This is a genomic window from Vibrio sinaloensis (genome assembly GCF_000808535.1).
GTDB lineage: Bacteria > Pseudomonadota > Gammaproteobacteria > Enterobacterales > Vibrionaceae > Vibrio > Vibrio sinaloensis_D.
This window is the reverse complement of the sequence record NZ_JWLV01000013.1, coordinates 83,461-106,486: the sequence shown is the minus strand read 5'-3', so window position 1 is coordinate 106,486 and position 23,026 is coordinate 83,461. Positions and strand designations below refer to the sequence as shown.

Annotated in this window: 22 protein-coding genes; 18 read left to right on the top strand and 4 right to left on the bottom strand. The window is 46.3% G+C overall.

Translation table 11 applies throughout. The features are described from left to right. The first annotated feature begins 2 nt into the window (after window positions 1-2). The 16 genes from RJ47_RS10615 (at window position 3) to RJ47_RS10540 (ending at window position 14,342) form a co-directional block, all read left to right on the top strand. Window positions 3-2,231, top strand: coding sequence for a chemotaxis protein CheA (locus tag RJ47_RS10615; protein WP_039483726.1), 2,229 nt, complete (start codon window positions 3-5; stop codon window positions 2,229-2,231). Window positions 2,232-2,255: 24 nt separating this feature from the next. Next, window positions 2,256-3,377: a protein-glutamate methylesterase/protein-glutamine glutaminase gene (locus RJ47_RS10610; RefSeq protein WP_005471743.1), complete on the top strand. Its 1,122-nt coding sequence runs from the start codon at window positions 2,256-2,258 to the stop codon at window positions 3,375-3,377. Between the two features lie 9 nt (window positions 3,378-3,386). Beyond that, window positions 3,387-4,163, top strand: coding sequence for a ParA family protein (locus RJ47_RS10605; protein ID WP_005471673.1), 777 nt, complete (start codon window positions 3,387-3,389; stop codon window positions 4,161-4,163). Further along, window positions 4,156-5,241 carry a chemotaxis protein CheW gene (locus tag RJ47_RS10600; RefSeq protein WP_039483724.1) on the top strand — a complete coding sequence of 362 codons (1,086 nt, stop codon included), beginning with the start codon at window positions 4,156-4,158 and terminating at the stop codon, window positions 5,239-5,241. The genes RJ47_RS10605 and RJ47_RS10600 overlap by 8 nt, the downstream gene beginning before the upstream one ends. 37 nt (window positions 5,242-5,278) lie before the next feature. Further along, complete coding sequence (locus RJ47_RS10595; RefSeq protein WP_005471655.1) at window positions 5,279-5,773, top strand: chemotaxis protein CheW; 495 nt, start codon at window positions 5,279-5,281, stop codon at window positions 5,771-5,773. Beyond that, window positions 5,773-6,267, top strand: coding sequence for a DUF2802 domain-containing protein (locus tag RJ47_RS10590; protein ID WP_038192988.1), 495 nt, complete (start codon window positions 5,773-5,775; stop codon window positions 6,265-6,267). The genes RJ47_RS10595 and RJ47_RS10590 overlap by 1 nt, the downstream gene beginning before the upstream one ends. Window positions 6,268-6,459: 192 nt before the next feature. Beyond that, window positions 6,460-7,080 (top strand): cytochrome c biogenesis heme-transporting ATPase CcmA, encoded by a 621-nt coding sequence (gene ccmA / locus RJ47_RS10585; RefSeq protein ID WP_039483721.1) that lies wholly within the window; start codon window positions 6,460-6,462, stop codon window positions 7,078-7,080. A gap of 1 nt (window position 7,081) precedes the next feature. Then, window positions 7,082-7,750 carry a heme exporter protein CcmB gene (ccmB, locus tag RJ47_RS10580; RefSeq protein ID WP_038139041.1) on the top strand — a complete coding sequence of 223 codons (669 nt, stop codon included), beginning with the start codon at window positions 7,082-7,084 and terminating at the stop codon, window positions 7,748-7,750. 110 nt (window positions 7,751-7,860) lie between these two features. After that, window positions 7,861-8,613: a heme ABC transporter permease gene (locus RJ47_RS10575; protein ID WP_039483719.1), complete on the top strand. Its 753-nt coding sequence runs from the start codon at window positions 7,861-7,863 to the stop codon at window positions 8,611-8,613. 2 nt (window positions 8,614-8,615) lie between these two features. Then, the gene (gene ccmD, locus RJ47_RS10570) at window positions 8,616-8,822 is read left to right on the top strand and encodes a heme exporter protein CcmD (RefSeq protein WP_038139035.1); all 207 of its coding nucleotides are present in this window, start codon (window positions 8,616-8,618) and stop codon (window positions 8,820-8,822) included. After that, window positions 8,819-9,304, top strand: coding sequence for a cytochrome c maturation protein CcmE (gene ccmE, locus RJ47_RS10565; protein ID WP_005471672.1), 486 nt, complete (start codon window positions 8,819-8,821; stop codon window positions 9,302-9,304). The genes ccmD and ccmE overlap by 4 nt, the downstream gene beginning before the upstream one ends. Then, the gene (locus RJ47_RS10560) at window positions 9,301-11,259 is read left to right on the top strand and encodes a heme lyase CcmF/NrfE family subunit (protein WP_005471649.1); all 1,959 of its coding nucleotides are present in this window, start codon (window positions 9,301-9,303) and stop codon (window positions 11,257-11,259) included. The genes ccmE and RJ47_RS10560 overlap by 4 nt, the downstream gene beginning before the upstream one ends. Further along, window positions 11,259-11,813: a DsbE family thiol:disulfide interchange protein gene (locus tag RJ47_RS10555; RefSeq protein ID WP_038139030.1), complete on the top strand. Its 555-nt coding sequence runs from the start codon at window positions 11,259-11,261 to the stop codon at window positions 11,811-11,813. Before RJ47_RS10560 ends, RJ47_RS10555 begins: the two co-directional genes overlap by 1 nt. Then, on the top strand, window positions 11,810-12,289 hold the full coding sequence (locus RJ47_RS10550) for a cytochrome c-type biogenesis protein (RefSeq protein WP_039483716.1): 480 nt from the start codon (window positions 11,810-11,812) through the stop codon (window positions 12,287-12,289). Before RJ47_RS10555 ends, RJ47_RS10550 begins: the two co-directional genes overlap by 4 nt. Next, complete coding sequence (gene ccmI, locus RJ47_RS10545) at window positions 12,289-13,506, top strand: c-type cytochrome biogenesis protein CcmI (protein ID WP_039477228.1); 1,218 nt, start codon at window positions 12,289-12,291, stop codon at window positions 13,504-13,506. The genes RJ47_RS10550 and ccmI overlap by 1 nt, the downstream gene beginning before the upstream one ends. A 65-nt stretch (window positions 13,507-13,571) precedes the next feature. Next, window positions 13,572-14,342, top strand: coding sequence for a VacJ family lipoprotein (locus RJ47_RS10540; protein ID WP_039483713.1), 771 nt, complete (start codon window positions 13,572-13,574; stop codon window positions 14,340-14,342). Between the two features lie 68 nt (window positions 14,343-14,410). On the opposite strand, the gene RJ47_RS10535 is transcribed toward RJ47_RS10540, so the two are convergent. The 4 genes from RJ47_RS10535 to RJ47_RS10520 all read right to left on the bottom strand — a co-directional run bounded on the left by RJ47_RS10535 (window position 14,411) and on the right by RJ47_RS10520 (window position 18,891). Further along, window positions 14,411-15,709, bottom strand: coding sequence for an outer membrane protein transport protein (locus tag RJ47_RS10535; protein WP_039483712.1), 1,299 nt, complete (start codon window positions 15,707-15,709; stop codon window positions 14,411-14,413). 324 nt (window positions 15,710-16,033) lie between these two features. Further along, the gene (locus tag RJ47_RS10530) at window positions 16,034-17,338 is read right to left on the bottom strand and encodes an outer membrane protein transport protein (RefSeq protein ID WP_039477238.1); all 1,305 of its coding nucleotides are present in this window, start codon (window positions 17,336-17,338) and stop codon (window positions 16,034-16,036) included. A 265-nt stretch (window positions 17,339-17,603) separates the two neighbouring features. Beyond that, window positions 17,604-18,335: a DUF3379 domain-containing protein gene (locus tag RJ47_RS10525; RefSeq protein WP_039483711.1), complete on the bottom strand. Its 732-nt coding sequence runs from the start codon at window positions 18,333-18,335 to the stop codon at window positions 17,604-17,606. After that, window positions 18,328-18,891, bottom strand: coding sequence for a sigma-70 family RNA polymerase sigma factor (locus tag RJ47_RS10520; RefSeq protein ID WP_038139014.1), 564 nt, complete (start codon window positions 18,889-18,891; stop codon window positions 18,328-18,330). Before RJ47_RS10520 ends, RJ47_RS10525 begins: the two co-directional genes overlap by 8 nt. 621 nt (window positions 18,892-19,512) lie before the next feature. Between RJ47_RS10520 and fadI the strand changes: the two genes are divergently transcribed. Together fadI and fadJ are read left to right on the top strand one after the other, a co-directional pair. Further along, window positions 19,513-20,820 carry an acetyl-CoA C-acyltransferase FadI gene (gene fadI, locus RJ47_RS10515; RefSeq protein WP_038192973.1) on the top strand — a complete coding sequence of 436 codons (1,308 nt, stop codon included), beginning with the start codon at window positions 19,513-19,515 and terminating at the stop codon, window positions 20,818-20,820. Then, entirely contained in the window at window positions 20,820-22,943 is a 2,124-nt protein-coding gene (gene fadJ, locus RJ47_RS10510; protein ID WP_039483710.1) for a fatty acid oxidation complex subunit alpha FadJ, read from the top strand. The genes fadI and fadJ overlap by 1 nt, the downstream gene beginning before the upstream one ends. Window positions 22,944-23,026: the final 83 nt, after the last annotated feature.

The window sequence follows — 23,026 nt, the reverse complement described above, 5'->3', positions numbered from 1 at the left end:
ATATGAGCTACGATTTAGACGAAGATATTCTTCAGGATTTTTTGGTGGAAGCAGGGGAGATTCTAGAACTACTCTCCGAGCAGTTGGTAGAACTAGAAAATAACCCTGACGACAAAGATCTACTGAACGCGATATTCCGTGGTTTCCACACCGTTAAAGGTGGTGCGGGCTTCCTGTCATTGACTGAACTGGTTGACACCTGTCACGGTGCAGAAAACGTGTTCGATATCTTGCGCAATGGGCAGCGTTCTGTTAGTGCAAGCTTGATGGATACGATGCTTAAGGCGTTAGATACTGTCAATGAACAGTTCCAAGCCGTTCAAGACCGCGAGCCTTTGCCACTCGCTGAGCAATCTTTGCTAGATGAACTTCATCGTCTAAGTAACCCTGAATCACAAGACGAAGCTCCCGTAGCTCAAGAGCCGGCGCCTGTAGTAGCTCCAGAGCCTGTTCAGTCAGAGCCGGTCGCTGCGCCTGAACCAGCGCCAAGTGCGGACGTTTCGGCAGGTTCTATTGACGAAATTACGCAAGATGAATTCGAAAAACTGTTAGACGAGTTGCACGGTAAAGGCAGTGCGCCAGGCACAGTAGAAGCACCTGCTGCGCCTACTCCACCCGCTTCGCAGCCTGCTGCTGATATGAGCGGTGATATTACCGATGATGAGTTTGAGAAGTTACTGGATGAACTGCATGGTGTTGGTAAAGCGCCAGGCGAGAACGAACCAGCGACTGCTTCTGCTCCGCCACCACCACCTCCAACTTCTCCGTCAGCACCTTCTGCGGCGATGGCTGGCGATAGCGATTTGATGACTGACGAGGAGTTTGAAAAGCTGCTCGATGAACTGCATGGTTCGGGTAAAGGCCCGTCTATTGAAGAACTGGAAGCGGCGACCAAACCAGCAGCAGTTAACGCTCAAGCTGCGCCGACTCCTGCTCCTGCACAACCTGCCGCTCCTGCACCAGCGCCAAAACCTGCCGCGCAACCAGCAGCAAAGGCTGAAGTGAAACCAGCAGCGAAGAAAGAAGTCGCCACTCAAGCTAAGAAGCCTCAAGCAGAGGCAACGGTTCGTGTTGATACCTCGACGTTAGACATCATCATGAATATGGTGGGTGAACTCGTTCTGGTTCGAAATCGACTGCTGAGTCTTGGCTTAAATAGCAACGACGAAGAGATGTCGAAAGCGGTTGCTAACCTTGATGTGGTTACAGCAGACCTTCAAGGCGCGGTGATGAAGACGCGTATGCAGCCAATCAAGAAAGTGTTTGGTCGCTTCCCTCGCGTTGTACGTGATTTGGCGCGTAGCTTAAATAAAGACATCACGCTTGAAATGCGTGGTGAAGATACAGACTTAGATAAAAACCTGGTAGAAGCGCTAGCGGATCCACTGATCCACTTGGTTCGAAATTCAGTCGACCATGGTATCGAGATGCCTGATGATCGTGTTGCTGCCGGCAAACCTAGAACGGGTAAAGTGATCCTGTCTGCAGCCCAAGAAGGTGACCATATTGAGCTTGCCATCGTCGATGATGGTGGCGGTATGGACCCTGATAAACTTCGTGGTATCGCGGTTAAACGTGGCATCATGGATGAAGATGCGGCATCTCGCTTGACCAACAAAGAGTGTTTCAACCTAATCTTCATGCCTGGTTTCTCAAGTAAAGAGCAAATCTCAGATATTTCTGGTCGAGGCGTGGGTATGGACGTAGTGAAAACGGCCATCAATACGTTGAACGGTTCTATCGATATCGACTCTGAAATGGGTAAAGGAACGAAGATCACCATTAAAGTACCGTTAACATTGGCTATTTTGCCAACGCTGATGGTCGGTGTTGCTGGTCACCCATTTGCGCTTCCGTTAGCAAGTGTGAACGAAATATTCCACTTGGATTTAAGCAGAACTAACGTGGTTGATGGTCAATTGACAATTATCGTTCGTGACAAGTCAATTCCATTGTTCTACTTACAAAACTGGTTAGCTCCGCAGGCTGGTCGCGTCGAGCTACGCAAAGGTCACGGCCACGTCGTGATTGTTCAGCTTGGTAGCCAGCGCGTTGGTTTTGTTGTGGATACCTTAATCGGTCAGGAAGAGGTTGTTATTAAACCTCTAGATAACCTTCTACAAGGTACTCCAGGTATGGCGGGTGCAACAATCACCAGTGATGGTCATATCGCGTTGATCCTCGATGTGCCTGACTTGCTTAAGCAGTATGCCGCTGCTTCTCGAATCTAAGTCGCGAGATATAAAAGGAAATATATGGCGATCAAAGTATTAGTTGTTGACGATTCGAGTTTTTTCCGCCGCAGAGTGAGTGAAATTATCAACTCTGAAGCGAGGCTGGAAGTCATTGATGTAGCAACCAATGGTAAAGAAGCGGTAGAGAAAGCGCTCAAAATAAAGCCTGACGTTATTACCATGGATATTGAGATGCCAGTCATGGACGGTATAACCGCCGTCCGTGAAATCATGGCAAAATGTCCTATCCCAATTTTGATGTTCTCATCACTTACGCATGATGGAGCGAAAGCGACACTAGACGCTCTAGACGCTGGTGCGTTGGACTTTTTACCGAAGAAGTTTGAAGACATAGCTCGCAATCGAGATGAGGCTGTTTCTTTGCTTCAGCAACGTGTTATTCAAATCGCGTCGAAGCGTACGTTCATGCGTCGCCCAACGATTGCTCCGGTAACCAAGCCAAGGACGTCAACCACTCCAACCGCTCCGAGTCGTACACCGTTGCAAACAAAAGCGGCTCCTCAGGTAAAAGCAAAACCTGCGGCGCGTTTTAAAGCAACGGGTAAAAAATATCAGTTAACCGCGATTGGTACGTCAACAGGCGGTCCGGTTGCATTGCAAAAAATATTGACAAAATTACCGGCCAATTACCCGCATCCGATTGTGTTGATCCAACATATGCCGGCGACATTCACTGCTGCTTTCGCTAGTCGCTTAAATTCATTATGCAAAATTCAGGTTAAGGAAGCGGAAGATGGTGATGTTCTAAGACCCGGTGTCGCTTATTTGGCGCCAGGCGGTAAACAGATGATGATCGACGGTCGCCCAGGGAATGCGAAGCTTCGCATTATCGATGGCGGTGAGCGTATGAACTACAAACCTTGTGTTGATGTTACCTTTGGAAGTGCGGCGAAAATTTATGCAGATCAAGTACTTTCAATGGTTCTGACTGGGATGGGTGCAGATGGCCGAGAAGGCGCGCGCATGCTCAAGGGCACTGGTGCGACAATCTGGGCGCAAGATGAAGAAAGTTGCGTGGTCTATGGCATGCCCCAAGCGGTGGCTAAAGCTGGCATTTCAACAGAAGACCTACCGCTCGACCGTATTGCAGAGCGCATGTTAGTTGAAGTTGGTCTAGCATAGAGGTTACGCATGATTGTATGGAGCATAGCAAACCAGAAAGGCGGTGTAGGTAAAACTACAACCACCATTACGTTGGCTGGTTTGCTAAGTAAGCAAGGGAAACGCGTTCTACTTGTAGACACGGATCCTCACGCTTCATTGACGACTTATCTTGGTTATGACTCTGACGGTGTGCCAGCAAGCCTCTTTGATCTGTTTCAGCTTAAAGAGTTTAACGAGCATACAGTGATGCCGTTAGTCATGAAGTCAGATATTGAGGGTATCGATTTGATACCCGCTCACATGTCGTTAGCAACCTTAGATCGTGTGATGGGTAATCGCAGTGGCATGGGTTTGATTTTGAAGCGAGCATTGAATGCGTTACGTCAGCGCTACGACTACGTGCTCATCGATTGTCCCCCGATTTTGGGTGTCATGATGGTCAACGCGCTTGCCGCGAGCGATCGTATTCTTATCCCTGTGCAAACCGAGTTTTTAGCAATGAAAGGCTTAGAGCGTATGGTTCGTACGCTCGCGATTATGCAGAAATCGAGAGGCCAAGAGTTCAAAGTTACGATCGTACCAACCATGTACGACAAGCGAACGCGCGCATCGTTACAAACGCTTCAACAACTCAAAAAAGATTATCCAAGCCAAGTTTGGTCTTCTGCTGTACCGATCGACACTAAGTTCCGCGATGCAAGCTTAAAGCACTTACCTGTGTCTCACTTTGCATCGGGTAGTAGAGGTGTGTTTGCTTACAAGCAGTTGTTGATTTATTTAGAGAGGCTGTCTATCGATGAGTAGCCAGTCGTTGCTTTCCAGTGAGCAAGCGCTAGACGATTATTTCACTGCGCTACTTGAAGAAAGTGTAGAAGAGGAAGAAATACTGGTTGCCAAAGAGCAGTCAGAGGCTACTCTCTCTGCAGAGCCAGAGCCAGAGCCAGAGCCAGAGCCAGAGCCAGAGCCAGAGCCAGAGCCAGAGCCAGAGCCAGAGCCAGAGCCAGAGGAGCTTGAAGATTACTCTTTGCAGCCGATGCTGCAGTCTGTCGATGAAAAAAGCTATTTCCAGTTGCCATCGGAAGAGATAGAAGTCCCAAATCTCGATGATGTCGAAAGGCTGCTAAAGCAGTTGGAAACAACCAACCCTGTGGCAGAGTTAGATTTAGAAGAGGTCTTAGAGCAAAACACCGTAGAGATCGCTCAAGCTCAAGTTGTTGTTGAAGACGAGATTCAAGAATGGGATATTTCTGAGCCTGAAATAGTCGTCGAGAGCGTATCTCAAGAAGCGCTAGCAGAACCAGCAGTCGAGATTGAAATTGCTGATGACGTCGCTGAGGTCGATCAAATTGACGAAGTTGAACCAGAAGTTAGTGTTCAGCTAGAAACCGAGACTGGTGGCAATGGGCTGGATAACTGGCAATCCACAGCGAGAAGTACTGATTTTCAAGTCCTCTACTTTGATGTCAATGGTGTGACATTTGCGGTTCCGCTCGATGAGTTAGGGGGAATACATCGGATTGCTGAGCTTAACCATCTGATTGGTCGACCTGTTTGGTATTTAGGGTTACAAACCAGTCGAGAAGCGCAACTTGACGTAGTAGACACTGCTAAATGGGTCATGCCAGAAAAACTTAAAGATGATTCTCACAAAGAGGCTTATCAATACATTGTGATGCTAGGCGCGAGTATGTGGGGCCTTGCCTCTACTGAGTTAAAGGGCACCGAAGCTCTCGACCCAAGCATGGTTCGCTGGCGAGAAACGGCGGGTAAACGCCCGTGGTTAGCTGGAATGGTAAAAGAAAAAATGTGTGCATTGATTCATGTTGAAGCATTGATAGCTATGCTTAATGCAGGACTTGATGTAAAAGCGTTAGACAAATAGTACATGAGTGCCAATTTAGGCGTAGAGAGGAATAGGTATGTCTCAAACTAGTGAAGTAGAAGTAAGAAAAGACCAGTCTAATGACGAAGTGCTTCAGTGGGTGACGTTCCAGTTAGAGGAAGAAACTTACGGCATCAACGTAATGCAAGTTCGTGAAGTTCTTCGTTACACTGAAATTGCGCCAGTACCGGGTGCTCCAGATTACGTACTAGGTATTATCAACCTACGTGGTAATGTTGTTACCGTTATCGATACACGTTCTCGTTTTGGTTTAATCGAAGGCGAAATTACGGATAACACACGTATTATTGTTATTGAATCTGAACACCAAGTTATCGGTATTCTGGTAGACAGTGTGGCTGAAGTGGTTTACTTGCGTTCTTCAGAAATCGATACCACGCCAAGTGTGGGTACCGATGAAAGTGCGAAGTTCATTCAGGGTGTGAGTAACCGAGACGGTAAGCTGCTTATCCTTGTTGATTTGAACAAGCTTCTAACTGATGAAGAATGGGATGAGATGGCTCACCTATAATGGATGAGAGTATGTTAGCCAGTATGCCAGTGATCGCTGGCGTAGTGGCTCTAGTCATTCTGTTATTTGTGCTAGCACTGATACGTCTGCGCTCAGGGCAAACAAAAGTGGCTGATCAACTGCGTCAACAGAATCGCCACTTAGATAAAGAGCTGCAAAAGTCGAACAAACAACTGCTTGAAGTACGTTCAGTGGTTGTTGGGTTAGGGCAGCGAGTCAGTGAACAGCAGGATATCATTCAGCATCTAAACGAACGTATTACCGAACTAGAGCAAGAAGATAGCGACGGTCGTCTTTACTCAAGAGCGAGCAAAATGGTTCAGCTTGGGGCAGATTTAAACGAACTCATTGAAGAGTGCGAGCTACCTAAAGCCGAAGCTGAGCTGATGATGTCACTGCAAAAAAAGATAGCAGGTAAAGAGAAAGTTCCTCCGTTGGAGAGCAGTCCTGAGCGGCAAAAATCTCAACCTCGTCAAAGACGTGCTAGAAAATAACCAAACTTATGAAGGTGCCATACGGCACCTTTTTTTATGTAAGTATGTAACCATTTAGTGGTAGTTGAGTCACGATATGTTTAATTGTTAACAGATTCTTACTTAGTTTCGTGATTCGTATAGGTCTAATGCTGTGTTGTGGCGATATGGCTGTGGTAATATAGCGACTCAAAAATTTAGTAGTGACCGACCATGTTAGAAGTATCACAACTTACCGCCATCCGAGATGAAAGAATTCTCTTCGAATCCCTCTCTTTTAGTATAGATTCCGGTGAATTAGTCCAAATAGAAGGGCGCAATGGTACGGGTAAAACGACTCTCTTGCGCATCATCACCGGACTAGGTGACCGCGATCAGGGAGAAATTTTTTGGAACGGCGAGAGTATTGAATCTAACCGTGATTCTTTTCATGAAGATTTGCTGTTTTTAGGTCATTCAACAGGCATAAAACGCGACTTAACAGCTTACGAGAATTTACGCTTTTATCTGTCGGTTCATTCAAAAGCGTCAATTGATAAAGAAACTATTTACCAAGCTTTGACCAAAGTAGGCTTGGCAGGTCGAGAAGATGTTCCCGTTGCCCAACTCTCTGCGGGTCAGCAACGACGTGTAGCGTTAGCCAGATTATGGTTGAGCCAGCACAAGTTGTGGATCTTAGATGAGCCGCTAACTGCGATTGATAAGCAGGGTGTGAAGGTATTGGAAGCGCTGTTTCTCAACCATGCGGAGCAAGGCGGAATCGTCATGTTAACGACGCACCAAGATATGTTCACTGACAACCCGAAACTTAGAAAAATTAAACTGGGTGAATAACATGATAGGAACCATGAATAGTATCGTTCGTCGAGAGCTTTTAATCGCTTTTCGTCGACAAGCTGATGTTCTAAATCCTTTGTGGTTTTTCATCATTGTTATCACTCTGTTTCCGTTGAGCATCGGACCAGAGCCTAACCTGTTAGCGAGAATCGCGGCTGGTATTGTTTGGGTAGCAGCATTGCTTTCGGCGTTATTGTCTTTGGAGCGATTGTTCCGTGACGACTTTCAGGATGGCTCGCTAGAGCAGATGATGCTAATGCCTGTTCCATTGCCTGTCGTGGTGATCTCCAAAGTTGCAGCACATTGGATATTAACGGGCTTACCTCTAATTTTAATCAGCCCTCTTTTAGCAATATTATTGTCGTTGGATTTTAATACCTGGCTTTCGGTTGTCTTGACGTTACTTGTCGGTACACCAACCTTAAGTTTCATCGGCGCGATTGGTGTTGCGTTAACAGTTGGCTTGCAAAAAGGCGGAGTGCTACTCAGTCTTCTAGTGCTTCCGCTGTACATTCCAATTTTGATTTTTGCGACGTCTGCCATTGATGCAGCCTCGCTGGGTATTGCGTATAACGGTCAACTGGCAATCTTAGGAGCAATGTTTATGGGAGCGTTGACTCTGACACCTTTTGCGATTGCGGCAGCGCTTCGAGTAAGCGTCAATTAATTGTTTTTGATCAAGCACGAATTTTTCCCTTTCTATAAATTACAAAACTAATAATTGTCAAAGTCGTGAATGCGATGAAAGACAGACTGAAGTAAGAGTGAGAACTAAACATGTGGAAATGGCTCCATCCCTATGCCAAGCCTGAATCTGCTTACCAGCTCAGCGGTAAGCTATTGCCCTGGTTTTCCATACTAGCCCTGCTGTGTTTATCCGTAGGTACCGTATGGGGACTTGCATTTGCCCCGTCAGATTACCAACAGGGTGACAGTTTCAGAATTATCTATATCCACGTCCCGTCCGCTATTTGGTCGATGGGTGTCTATATGTCGATGGCGATAGCAGCCTTCATTGGTCTAGTATGGCAAATTCGCTTGTCAGACTTAGCCGCATCGGCGATGGCACCAATCGGAGCCGTGTATACCTTTATTGCACTTCTAACAGGGGCTGTCTGGGGAAAGCCAATGTGGGGCACTTGGTGGGTGTGGGATGCACGTCTTACCTCAGAACTGATTCTATTGTTCCTCTATCTTGGCGTTATTGCGCTCTATCACGCGTTTGATGACCAAAAAACAGCCTCAAAAGCGGCTGGTATCTTGGCAATTGTTGGCGTGGTTAACCTGCCCATTATCCACTTCTCTGTTGAATGGTGGAATACATTGCACCAAGGCGCGACCATCACCAAATTTGAAAAACCATCAATTTCAAGCAACATGCTTTGGCCGCTGTTACTAAACATATTTGGTTTCGCATTCTTCTTTGGTTCTGTCACTATGGTCCGTTTCCGTAACGAAATCATTAAAAACGAGAGTCATCGCCCTTGGGTGGCGAAGCTTGCGGCTGCTAAGTCTCAGAGAGGTAACTAAACATGCATTTTGAATCTTTGAGCGACTTTTTCGCTATGGGCGGTTACGCCGGTTATGTATGGAGTGCTTTTGGCATTACGTTTTTATCCATGTTGATTATTCTTTGGACCAGTGTCCGTCGCGGTAACGCTTTATTAAAAGAAGTCCAATCAAAAATTGATCGACAAGCACGCATTGACGCAGCTAAGAATTTGGAGAACACATTATGAACCCAAGACGTAAAAAGAGGCTCGGCATTGTTCTTGCCATCTTTATTGGTATCAGCGCGACCATCGGTTTAATGCTGTATGCGCTCAATCAAAACATGGATTTGTTCTATACACCGACTGAACTTGTCCATGGTAAACCAGACGGTACCAAACCAGAGGTTGGTCAGCGATTGCGTATCGGCGGTATGGTTGTGGAAGGTTCTGTAAAACGTGACCCTAGTTCACTACAGGTATCGTTTGACCTGCACGATGTTGGCCCGAAAGTGACGATTCTCTACAACGGGATTCTTCCTGATCTATTTAGAGAAGGACAGGGCATTGTTGCACAAGGCGTTTTGAAAAACGCAACGACTATTGAAGCGTTTGAAGTGCTAGCGAAACACGATGAAGAGTACATGCCACCGGAGATCGCAGAAGCGATGAAGAAAACGCATGAACCTCTTCAATACACAGAACAACAAAAACAAGGAAGCGGTCAATGATTGCTGAAATTGGTCACTTTGCCCTCATCGTATCGCTAGCGATGGCAGTATTACTCAGTATTCTGCCGTTGGTGGGGGCTTCAAGAAACAATACCATGCTCATGAACACCGCAAGACCTCTGTCTTGGGGTATGTTCTTGTTGATTCTGGTTTCTTTTATCGTTCTTCTTTGGGCGTTTTACACCAATGATTTTACCCTTAACTATGTTGCGACGAACTCCAATAGCCAGTTGCCTTGGTACTATCGTTTAACTGCGGTCTGGGGGGCTCACGAAGGCTCGTTATTACTTTGGGTTCTCATTCAAGCTGCGTGGACGGTTGCTGTAGCGAGTTTCAGTCGCGGTATGCCACAAGAATCTGTAGCCCGAGTACTCGCGGTGATGGGGATGATTACGGTTGGCTTTCTGCTGTTTATCATCGTGACTTCAAACCCATTCTTACGCACATTGCCGTTCTTCCCAGTTGACGGGCGTGACCTAAACCCTCTACTGCAAGATCCAGGATTAATCATTCACCCGCCAATGCTCTATATGGGCTACGTTGGTTTTTCTGTGGCGTTCTCGTTTGCGATAGCTTCATTAATGACGGGTCGTCTTGATACTGCGTGGGCTCGTTGGTCACGTCCATGGACTACCGCGGCGTGGCTTTTCCTAACGCTGGGTATCGCACTTGGTTCTTGGTGGGCGTATTACGAACTTGGCTGGGGCGGCTGGTGGTTCTGGGATCCCGTTGAAAACGCTTCCTTTATGCCATGGCTCGCAGGTACGGCGCTGATGCACTCATTGGCGGTGACGGAAAAACGCGGCACCTTCAAAGCATGGACTGTGTTACTGGCGATCTCAGCGTTCTCTCTGAGTTTGTTGGGTACATTCCTCGTGCGTTCGGGGATCTTGGTCTCGGTTCATGCCTTCGCGTCTGATCCATCTCGCGGTATGTTTATCCTTGGCTTCCTCGTGTTTGTCATTGGTGGCTCTTTGCTACTGTTTGCACTCAAAGGTGCATCGGTGCGAGTGCGAGGCAACTTTGATTTGGTCTCACGTGAAAACGCATTGTTGGCTAACAACGTCCTATTGATCGCTGCCCTTGTGGTTGTTCTTGTCGGTACCTTATTGCCTTTGGTTCACAAGCAAATCGGTCTGGGTTCAGTATCGATCGGTGCGCCTTTCTTTGACATGTTGTTTGCTTGGCTGATGATTCCTTTCTCATTCTTGCTTGGTATTGGTCCTCTGATCCGTTGGAAGCGTGATGATCTGTCATCTCTGAAAAAGCCTATGCTCATCTCAGGTGTAGCGTCGGTTGTTTTGGCGGGTATTTTCACCCTGATTTTCTCGGACTTCTTCTTACCGATGGCTTATTTGGGCTGGTTGATGGCACTTTGGATCATCTTCATGCACGGCTTTGAGCTTCATCAGCGAGCGACACACCGCCACCCATTTATGGAAGGTGTTAAAAAGCTTCAGCGTAGCCACTGGGCGATGATGCTTGGTCATATCGGTCTTGCTGTTTCTATCATTGGTATCGCAATGGTGCAAAATTACAGTATCGAGCGAGATGTACGTTTAGCGCCGGGTGAGCATTATCAAATCCAAGGTTACGATTTTTACTTCAAAGGTCTACGTGACAAAGATGGCCCGAACTATGACGGGTACATTGCTGATTTCGAAATTACGCTAGATGGAAAATATGTAAACACGCTCCACGCAGAAAAACGTTTCTACCGAACCGCTCGTTCAATGATGACTGAGGCTGCTATTGATCGCGGTATCACGCGTGATTTGTATATTGCGATGGGTGAGCGTCTTGATGACAACAAATCGTGGGCAGTACGCATTTACTACAAACCATTTGTTCGTTGGATTTGGGCTGGCTCATTACTGATGTCATTAGGTGGTGCGATTGCCATCAGCGATAGACGTTACCGTTTCAGAAAAAGCGCCAAAAAGCAGGAGGCATAATGAATAAGAAATTACTGTTTATTCCGCTCGTCGCATTTTTGGGTTTAGTGGCTATCTTTGCTACTCAGTTGGTAAAAAACTCTCAAGGTGACGACCCGACCAAACTGGAATCTGTCTTGGTGGGTAAACCTGTGCCAGAGTTTCGTCTAGAGGATCTTGCTGAACCGGGTAAATTGTACGATCAAGCAATTTTCAAGGGTGAGCCTCTACTGCTGAACGTATGGGCGACATGGTGTCCTACTTGTTATGCAGAGCACCAATACCTAAACCAACTAGCTGGTGAGGGCGTGAAGATCATTGGTATGAACTACAAAGATGATCGAACCAAAGCGATTGGTTGGTTGAATGATCTTGGTAATCCTTACCTTATTAGCCTGTTTGATGGTAATGGTATGTTGGGATTAGACCTTGGCGTATATGGTGCTCCTGAAACTTTCCTGATTGATGCGAATGGCGTGATTCGATACCGCCATGTTGGAGACGTCAACGATCGCAATTGGAACGAAAAGCTTAAGCCTATGTACGAAGGGCTACTTGCGGAGGCGAAACAATGAAAAAGCTGATGCTTTCACTGTTTGCGGCGATGGCATTCTCAATGGCAGCTTATGCGGCGATTGAAGTTCATGAGTTCGATACGCTTGAGCAAGAACAGCAGTTTAAAGAGCTTGGTAACACGCTGCGCTGTCCAAAATGTCAAAACAACACCATTGCTGATTCCAATGCAGAACTGGCTGTCGATCTGCGCGAAAAAGTGTATGAAATGACCAAAGCGGGTAAATCAAAGCAAGAAATCATTGATTACATGATCGCTCGCTACGGAAACTTTGTGACCTACAATCCTCCGTTTACCGCGGCCACTGCCATTCTTTGGCTCGGTCCGATCAGCGTGCTCTTATTTGGTTTCGGATTCATTGTATTGAGAAGCCGAACTAAGAAAGTAACGCCTGAACAGACTGAAGATTGGGACCAAGACAAAGAAGCGCGTTTAAAAGCGCTACTTGATGAAAAGAATGATGGAGACAAGCAGTAATGACACTATTTTGGATAGCTTCGATCATTCTTGTTGTATTCAGCTGCGTACTTATCGCATTGCCAGTGATGAGACAAAAAGCGAACAATGATGAAGCGCTACGCGATGAATTAAACAAAGCGTTTTATAAAGACCGTTTGACGGAACTCGAAGAGGAAGCAGAAGAAGGCTTAGTCGAAAATCAACAAGACCTGATCGACGACCTCAAGCAATCGCTGCTCGACGATATTCCAGCTGATAGCAAAAACTCGCAGGAAAACGCGATATCACCAATGGCGGTGATGATTCCTTCCATGCTCTTAGTTGTCGGTTTGTCTTATGGCATGTACCACAAATTTGGTGCGCAGCAAGATGTCCTACAATGGCAGGAAGTGACATCAAACTTGCCAGCGTTATCGAAGAAGCTCATGTCACCAGAAGGCGCTCAGCTGAGTGATGATGAAATGCGTGATCTTACATTGGCATTGCGCACTCGACTTCATTACGAGCCTGAAGACTCAACAGGTTGGTTGTTGCTTGGGCGAATTGCTTTAGCTAATCGTGACGTTGATACCGCTATCGGTTCAATGAAAAAGGCATACAACTTAGAGCCAGAGAGCAATGATATTATGCTGGGTTATGCTCAAGCATTGATGTTGTCTCAAGATGATGTTGACCAGGAAAACGCACGTCGCATTCTGGGTAACCTAGTCCAGAAAGATTATGTCGATTTGCGTGTCTTCTCACTACTGGCGTTTGATGCGTTTGAGCGTCAAGACTTCCCAGCCGCGGTTCGATACTGGAGCATTATGCAGCAAATGATTGGTCCAGAAGACAGCCGTTATGAAATGCTTAGCCGAAGCATTGAAAATGCGCAAAAGCAAATGGGTCAACAAGTGGGGTCAGGGCAGTCAGTGTCTGTAACGATCAACATTGCGGATGACGTGACGGCTGATCCAAATGCAGCGCTGATCGTATCTGTTCACACGGCAGATGGTTCGCCGATGCCTGTGGCGGCCGCGCGATACCCAGTTGGCAGTTTACCGCGCACCGTTGTACTCGATGACGGCAACAGTATGATTGCTGAGCGTAAGCTTTCTTCTCTTGAATCTTTAATGGTACGAGCACGCATCGACAGTGATGGTAATGTGGCGACCAAAGAAGGGGACTGGTTTGGTGAAAGTGAAGCCGTTACAATGGGCGAACCTGTTGAAGTTATGATTGATAAGCGTTATTAATAGCAGCGGATTATCATTGATTAGAGGCCGGTGATTAACCGGCCTTTTTTATGGAAAAAATAATAATGAAAAGCTTTACGTCTCAGATTTGGCTCGCATTGATTGCAAGTGTTCTACTTGCTGGCTGCGCAAGCGCTCCCGACACTACTGAAGAGTCTGAGTCAACGTCTTATGAATCTCATAGTAGCGATCCCATCGAAGGTTTTAACCGTGCGATGTGGAGTATTAACTACGATTATTTAGACCCTTACTTAGTTAGACCAGTGTCATTGGCCTATGTGGACTACGTTCCTGTTCCTGTCAGGCAAGGTGTGGCGAACTTCTTAAGTAATCTTGACGAGCCATCAAGCATGATCAATAACATTGTGATGGGTAACGGTGAAAAAGCGGTCGATCACTTTAACCGCTTCTGGATTAACTCTACATTCGGCTTGCTTGGATTGATAGATGTTGCGTCTGCGGCTGGTATTACTGACCACAGTGACAAAGCGTTCAGTGATGCTGTCGGTCATTATGGTGTTGGCAATGGTCCCTATATCATGCTTCCAGGATACGGCCCTTGGACAGTTCGCGAAGCAACAGACGTGGTGGATGGCATGTATGTTCCGCTTTCTTATTTGAATATCTGGGCTGGGTTGGGGAAATGGGCATTAGAAGGAATGGAAAGCCGCGCTGCTTTAGTGCCGCAAGAGTCAATGCTGCATAACTCTCCAGATCCTTATGCGCTCACCCGCGATGCGTATTTGCAACGTCAAGACTTCAAAGCGGAAATCGAAACTCAGCAGTACGATGAAGAAGAAGAAGCTTACTTAGACGAATACCTAGATGATTTTTAGTCTAACTCTGAAATAAAACAAAGGCTTGGATTGACCAAGCCTTTTTCGTTTTTGTCTTTTAGTGAGAGTTAAAACGTATAGTTGGCTTGTAGACCGATTAGCCAAACATTACCCGTTGTCTCACCCTCAAATTTACCACCGATAAGCTGAGCTTTATCATCTGACTCATAGCCGCGAGATTCAGTGATTGATGCATCTTTAGCAAAGATGTAAGTAAAGCCGCCGTCTAGAGAGAACTGTTTGGTAAATTCGTAGCTTGCACCTAAGCTCAACCATGTGCGATCCGTTTCTGGAATCGTGATAGTACGGTTTTTATCACTCACTGCTGATGTGTCATAGGCAATACCTGTGCGTAGCGCAAGCTTTGGATCCACTTGGTAAGTTGCGCCGATTGCAAAGCGGTAGTTGTCTTTCCAGTTTTCAACTTTTACTGTCTGAGATTCTAGAGTGTCTAGATCTGCATACAGCTCTTTAAAGCTGCTCCAATCTGTCCAGTTAATACTTGCGTGCATCGCCAACTTTTCTGTCAGTTGGTGGAAACTTGCTAGTTCAGCAGTTTGCGGCAGAGTTAGATCCATTGAGCCAGTATCTTCTGCAACAGGCGTACCTGGGGCAACTTGCATTATTTTGGCATCACCTTCAAGTGTAAGGTCAACCGCTGATTTATATGTAAAGCCGATACGGTGCTGATCGTTGATTTGCCACGCAGTGCCTAGCTGCCAGCCCCAAGCGGTATCTTCCCCTTCCATATATTTGAGAGGTGTGCCTTTCTTGAGTCCCAAGAATGCGAGTGCATTTTTCTCTGGAGCCGTCGCGCCAAAGCTACCTTCGCCCATCACATAGCGAACACCACCACCAATGCTTACCGCTTCGTTAAGTTGGTAAGCAAGGTTTAGGTTAGCTTCTTTTGTAATAATGCTTGCTTCGTTTCCAAAGTGAGAGGCAGCAAAGTCTTTGCCTAAGTCGGTTTCCATTCCGTAGTTGGTACCAAGCGCAAAGCCAATCGCGAGCTCTTCAGTGTAACGGTGAGAAATATAGAAGTTAGGAATGATTGCATCGTGAGCGAAGTCGTTTGATTTCGCTTCTATCTCATTTCCTGCGAATGTTGTTGTGCCTTTCACATCAACATTTGGATTCACGTAGATTGCACCAACAGACACTTGAGTGCCATCAAGTTGAGTTAGCATCGCTGGGTTGCGCCATTGTGCGCTTGCGTTGTCTGCCATTGCTGCTTCGCCAGCGTACGCACGGCCTAGACCTGTTGCTGAGTATTCTGCCAGTTGGAAGCCTGCAGCATTAACGGCTGCAGAGGTGCTCACTAGGCTACACGCCACTGCGAGTGATAAGAGAGTCTTGTTCGTTTTCATTATAATGTTCGCTGAGGTTCGAATTAATCAGTCGGGTGATGATAAGGTTAGAGCTATTACTTTAAAAATTAAAAACAGTGTATTGCAGGTATTTGAAATTTAATTTGTCACAAATCGAATACTAAAGATGAAAACACTAAATGTTAACGTCTTGTTTTGATATTTCAGCGTACACATGTAGTGTCTGAGAGGGGGTTATCGATACACGTGTAAGCTCAGTAACCGAAAGGGGATAGGGAAAGCTTGTTGTATCAGGTGATTATTGTCGTGTAGATAGCAAAAAGGCCAGTGAACACTGGCCTTTGAAATAGAGTTTTCGTTTTATTAGAAGCTACGGCTGTATTGTAGACCTAATAGAATTGCATCTGCGTGTGTTGTCGCTTCGATCGAAGAGACTAGAGCACCAGTTGCGTCATCATACTGAGACTCTTTCACGTCTACGTCTTTACCCATTAGGTAAGTAAAGCCGAAGTCAATGTTAGACTTTGAATCTAGGTGGTAAGTGAAACCTGCAGAGAACCACTGACGATCTGAATCTGGAACAGAAATCGAAGTCACTTTATCTTGAGCGCTTGTGTCATACATGTAGCCAGCACGCAACGTCCAGTCTTGGTTTAGGTAGTAAGTACCACCAAGTGCATAGTGCATGCCCGTTTGCCACTCGTAAGTGTTTAGTTCGCCAGCTTTATCAGCTTCTAGTTTGTCAAAAACACCCCAGCCAATGTATTGAACGCTGTAGTGAACGGCAAACTTAGTGTCTTCAATACGGTGGTAGCCAGAGAACTCCGCCATATCTGGTAGCGGCATGTACAAAGTGTCGCTCTGCTCTTGACCGCCGTAGTAGATGTCGCCTTTAGCTGCTAGTGTTGGGCTGTAGCGGTATGAAAAACCAAAGCGGTTATTTTCATCAAGCTCGTAGACTGTACCTACATTGAAGCCTAGTGCAAAACCAGACGCATCGGCATCAAGCGCTTTAGCACCTGTAAGTTGCGGTTTGCCAGGAACGTTAAGTTCATTACTTAGGTTACGCTCAAGTTTACCTTGACCATAAATTAGATCTAGGCCAGCACCAACACTCCATTGTTCATTGATTCTTAGAGAACCAGCAAGACCAATGTTCATGCTTTTCACATCTGTTAGGCCTGCATATTCGCTGGCTACGTAATCATCGCTAAATTCGGTTTTGGTGCCGAAATTAGAGTAGGCGTTAATACCCCAAGCAAACGTATCGTTAACTGGAACAATTAGGTGAATATTTGGTGCAATTGAAGTATCACCCGCGTCGTCGTAATCCGCATCTTTCGTTGAATACTTTGGTCCCGGAGTTGGAACAAATGTAATGCCATCCATATGCGTATACTTTGCATCTTTCACTTCAATCATTGAAGTGATGCTTTCAAAACCTAAAGAAAGTTCTGTCTTGTCGAATAGCGCCATCGCTGCTGGGTTACGTGCCATAACAGAAGCATTATCTGCAATAACTGCGTCACCGGCGAATGCTCGGCCGATACCTGTTGCTGATTGAGCGTTAAGTTGGAAGCCTGCAGCGAGAGCTTGCTGCGAAGCGAGAGTTGCTGTGGTAATGGTCACTGCTAATAGTGATTTCTTAAACAGACGCGTCTTGTTCATTTGTGCTTTTTCCTTTTTGGTTCGCCTCTAGCTGGGCGATATTTTTGAGCAAAAGCTCAGTTGTGGCTGATACTAGACCCAAGTATAGGATATAGAAATCCGACCATTGGCTAATTGGAAGGTAAAATTACAGAAATGACGCCTATTTGGCAGGATTGTGCTGCAAAAAGTACTGTTTTAGAGTTTTAGCTCTATATGGTGGGTAAAAAATAAGGCTCAGATAACGAATCGAGCCTTATTTTATCTGTTTGAAGATTGTTTCCTATTAACCCATAGGTTTGATGATATCTAGGATGTTTTCGGCGATTTTAGCGACATTTTCACCTTTATCGCCAACCAAAATGAGGCTCACTTCGCCCATTGGCTCAATGATACCTACCATTCCATCTTCCGCAAATTCGGATACGTCATTGGCGGCAATGCCTGTCAGAAACAGAGTCACTTTGCCTTTTTCGCCTCTAAACACCATATGCAGTGCATTGGACTCACCAAAACCACAGTGATTTAAGTAATACACGTGGTAAGGGAAGTGCGCACTCAATGAATGAGAAAACGGCACCATTTTCGCGTTGATTTGCGAGGATTTAACTTGTTCGTCTAGATGATTCACGAACGGCTTTTCGTCAACAACATGCTTGATCGCTGTTGATGCTAAACTCGCTTGTGCAGGAGAAACAACGATGTTTCCCCAGTTAACTTGTCCAACCAACAAGCCAGCGACAAAAGCAACTGATGCTGCCATGGCCATTGCTCGGCGGGCAAAATTAGGTCGAACGACATTATCTTCTTGGACGTTCGAGGTTTGATTGAATAAAATGCGATCAGCCAGATCCTCAGGGACATCAACATTCATCGCTTTAGCGATTTGAGCATCCAGATCTAAAATCTCATCGGCGAATTTAGCGTTGGATTCACTCTCTTTTATCGCGGCGTTGAGTTCGCTATCTCTGCATTTAGGGTCGGACATGATGCGGCGACGAAATTCTAAATCATCCATTATGCTGTCCTCTTTGGTTACTCTCTGGGTCGATCATCTCTTTTAGCTGATTGCGAGCTCTGAATAAGCGTGTCATCACGGTATTCTTATTAAGATCGAGAATCTCGCTGATCTCTTCACCGCTAAACCCTCCAACAACTTGAAGAAATAGTGGCTCTCGATAATCGGTATCAAGTTTCATAATTTGTGCCTGAATCCACTCGGTCTGATGATGCGGGTCATCGCTGACCTTAGCATCGTTTCCGTGGTCATCGATATCAACCAGATCAAACTGCTTGCGCTCGAAGCGACGAGCGTTTTCTCTGCGTAATATGGTGATTAACCAAGATTTGGCGGCTTTCTCGTCTTGAAGACTATCGAGAGACTTCCACGCACGTAAGCAGGTCTCTTGTACTAAATCCTCGGAGATGGTGGGATCTTTGCACAACCAATACGCGTAGCGATAGAGGTCTCTGTGATAGGCTCTCACGAGCGCTTCATATTTTCTTTGTCTGTCCATATCCGAGTTGACCGGATCGGAAGACTTTTTCTTTCCAAAAAAATTGAGAATCGACACAAGAGCCTCCCTAACTGCTCTGTGGATGAGTTTGCTGAACGTTTTTAACGTGTGTTCAACCTGTCCCGTTGGAATCAAAAGTCAGCAAGCGATGGGTTACTGCTTCTATTTTATACAATGTGCGCCTTCTAGGAGCGCCTTCATCAATTTCGTTGCAACATAAATGCTATTGAGCTTTAGAAACTCACCTAAAATTGATCTATTTCAAAATCTACCGTCTCACAGCGGTTATAGTAACACCTGTCATCTAGTCAGTGTTTCACTGACATGTTGAGCAAGATGACACTTCCTTTTGAAGGCTGACTTTACTTTCTCCTAATCAGGAAACTGATTATTTCAATTGGCGTAAGTTAATTGCTTTATACATTCCGACCACACAGTTTTGTGTGGTTTTTTTTTGCCTCTAGATTCGCCAAAGATCGGTTGATGTGGTCTTTGATTCAAAAGTCTAACAACATCTTGATAATATTTATATAAATAGCCGTTATTGTTTTCTCTTTTCGCAAAGTCTATGCGACCACTTTTCTATTCTAAATCACGTTTATTCAAACGATTGTTTGATTGCGTTAACAATCTCGTTACAATGACGTGGTCAGACCTCTTAATATCCAAGGAGAAACAATGGGCAAGCAGGAAGTGAAAACCCGCTCTGGTGAGCGCGTTGCAATTGTCGCTGGTTTGCGTACCCCTTTTGCGCGTCAAAGCACTGAGTTCAGCAAAGTGCCAGCTGTTGACCTAGGCAAAATGGTAGTAAGCGAAATGATGGCACGGACAGAGATCGACCCAAAATTGATCGATCAAGTTGTGTTTGGTCAAGTGGTTCAAATGCCTGAAGCACCGAATATCGCACGTGAAATTGTGCTTGGAACGGGCATGGACATTAACACTGATGCCTACAGCGTGACGCGAGCATGTGCAACGAGCTTTCAGTCTGCGGTCAATGTTGCGGAAAGCATCATGTCTGGGACTATTGATGTCGGTATTGCTGGCGGGGCAGATTCTTCCTCGGTATTGCCTATTGGTGTCTCCAAAAAGTTGGCTGCGAACCTATTAGCACTGAGCAAAACCAAAACAGTTGGCCAAAAACTCAAGATTCTAAAAAGCCTATCCCTGAAAGACTTAATGCCAGTTCCACCGGCGGTGGCTGAATACTCAACAGGCTTATCGATGGGCCAGACCGCAGAGCAAATGGCCAAATCACACGGGATTTCTCGTCAAGAGCAAGATGCTTTAGCGCACCGCTCTCACACGTTAGCGGCTCAGGCTTGGCAAGACGGCAAGATTGAAGGCGAGGTGATGACCGCGTTCCCAGAGCCGTATAAAAAGTGGATCTCGCAAGACAACAATATCCGTTATGACTCGACGCTAGAAGGGTATGCGAAGTTGCGTCCGGCTTTTGATAGACAGTATGGCAGTGTGACCGCAGCAAACAGTACGCCGCTAACTGATGGCGCCGCAGCAATCATGCTGATGCGTGAAGGGAAAGCAAAAGAGCTCGGCCTAGACATTATGGGCTATATCCGTTCTTACGCTTTTTCTGCGATTGGCGTTGAAACGGATATGCTGATGGGGCCGTCATTCGCAACGCCTATGGCGCTAGAGCGAGCGGGAATTGAGCTTTCTGATCTTACTTTGATTGACATGCATGAAGCCTTTGCTGCTCAGGCGCTTTCAAACGTGAAAATGTTTGCTAGCGATGCATTTGCACAACAACACCTTGGCCGCTCTAAAGCGATTGGTGAAATCGACATGGACAAGTTTAACGTCCTTGGCGGTTCTATCGCCTATGGCCACCCCTTCGCAGCAACGGGCGCACGAATGATTACCCAAACATTACGAGAGCTAAAACGCCGCGGTGGCGGTTTGGCGCTGAACACGGCGTGTGCGGCAGGTGGTCTTGGTGCAGCTATGATTTTGGAGGTTGAGTAATGAGCGAGCAGAAAGCATTTAAGCTAAACATTGATGAAAATGACTTCGCTTGGTTGGCGATAGACGTCCCAGGCGAGAAGATGAATACGCTTCAAGCGGCTTTTGCTGAAGAAATGGAAGACGTGTTTGCTCAACTTGATGAGAAAAAATCGTCCATTAAAGGATTGATCGTACATTCATTGAAGCCAGACAACTTTGTCGCTGGCGCTGACGTTCGAATGTTAGATGCATGTACAACGGCAGCAGAAGCACAGGCATTGGCTGAGAAAGGTCAGCAGATGTTCCAACATCTTTCGGATTTGCCTTATCCCGTTGTTGCCGCGATCCACGGTCCTTGTTTGGGTGGCGGTTTAGAGCTGGCACTAGCGTGTGATTACCGAGTATGTACTGACTCCGATAAAACTCGCCTAGGGCTGCCAGAAGTGCAGCTTGGGTTACTGCCTGGTTCTGGTGGCACGCAACGTCTGCCTCGTTTGATTGGTTTACTGCCGTCGCTAGATTTGATCTTAACCGGTAAGCAGCTTCGCGCCAAGAAAGCGAAAAAGCTCGGTGTCGTAGATGCTGTAGTGCCTGAGACCATCTTGCTCGATGTCGCGAAAAGCTTTGTTGAAAAGAACGCAGGCAAAAGCAAAGGCAAGCGTAAAGTCTCGACCAAAGAGAAACTTATCTCAAACACCGGTCTTGGACGTAAGGTGATCTTTGATCAAGCGGCAAAGAAAACGTTCGAGAAAACCCGTGGAAACTACCCAGCCGCAGACGCCATCTTAGAAGTGATTCGTTACGGTTTAGAGAAAGGCTTCGAGCAGGGCCAGAAGAAAGAAGCCGAGCGTTTTGCTGAGCTTGTGATGACCTCTGAATCTAAGGCGCTACGTTCAATCTTCTTTGCAACAACAGAGATGAAAAAAGAGAACGGCAGTGACGCAGAGCCGTTACCTGTCAAGCGAGCGGCTGTTTTAGGCGGTGGTTTGATGGGCGCGGGGATTAGCCATGTCAGCGTGGCTAAAGCGAAAGTGCCGGTGCGCATCAAAGATGTCTCAGAAGATGGGGTATTGAATGCGTTGAAGTACAACTACAAGTTGTTCGAAACTCAGCGCAAGCGCCGTATTATCTCGAAAGCTCAATTGCAATCGAAGATGTTACAGCTTTCTGGTGGGACAGATTTCACCAGCTTCAACCATACCGACATTGTGATCGAAGCGGTGTTCGAAGATCTCGACCTCAAGCAGAAAATGGTCGCAGATATCGAAGAGAATGCTAAAGATAGCACCATTTTCGCAACAAATACGTCGTCACTTCCAATCGGGCAGATTGCCGAGAAAGCGCAGCGACCTGAAAACGTTGTCGGCCTGCATTACTTCAGCCCAGTTGAAAAAATGCCACTGGTGGAAGTGATTCCGCACGAGGGAACATCGGACGAGACGGTATCGACGGTCGTGGAATTTGCTCGCAAACAAGGCAAAACGCCAATTGTTGTCAAAGACTGCGCGGGTTTTTATGTCAACCGTATTCTTGCCCCTTACATGAACGAAGCGGCGCAAGTTCTAATGTCTGGTGAGCCGATTGGACACCTAGATAAAGCGCTGCTCAACTTCGGCTTCCCTGTCGGACCAATCACTTTGCTTGACGAAGTCGGCGTTGATATTGGCGCGAAGATTATGCCGATCTTGGTCAATGAGCTTGGCGAGCGATTTAAAGGGCCAGACGTATTCGATACGCTTTTGAATGATGGTCGCAAAGGGCGTAAAAGCGGTAAAGGTTTTTACACCTACAAGGGTAAAAAGAAGGAAGTCGACAAGTCTGTCTACAAATTGCTTGGACTGAGCCCAGAATCCAAGATGGCGCAAGAAGACATGGCGATGCGATGTGTGCTACCTATGCTCAATGAAGCCGTTCGTTGTTTGGATGAAGGTATTATTCGCAGCCCGCGTGACGGTGATATTGGTGCCATTTTTGGTATCGGATTCCCACCATTCTTGGGCGGTCCTTTCCGCTACATGGACCAAATCGGCGTGAAGAAACTGGTCGAGATCATGAATCAACACGCGGAGAAATACGGTGATCGATTTGCACCTTGCGATGGCCTACTGACGCGAGCAGGGCTAGATAAACCGTTCTACGAGTAATTTCATGTAACAGGCATAGGCGAACCATAAGGTTCGCCTTTTTTCTATTTGAGAGTTATTATCAAGAAAAACAAGAAGTAAAG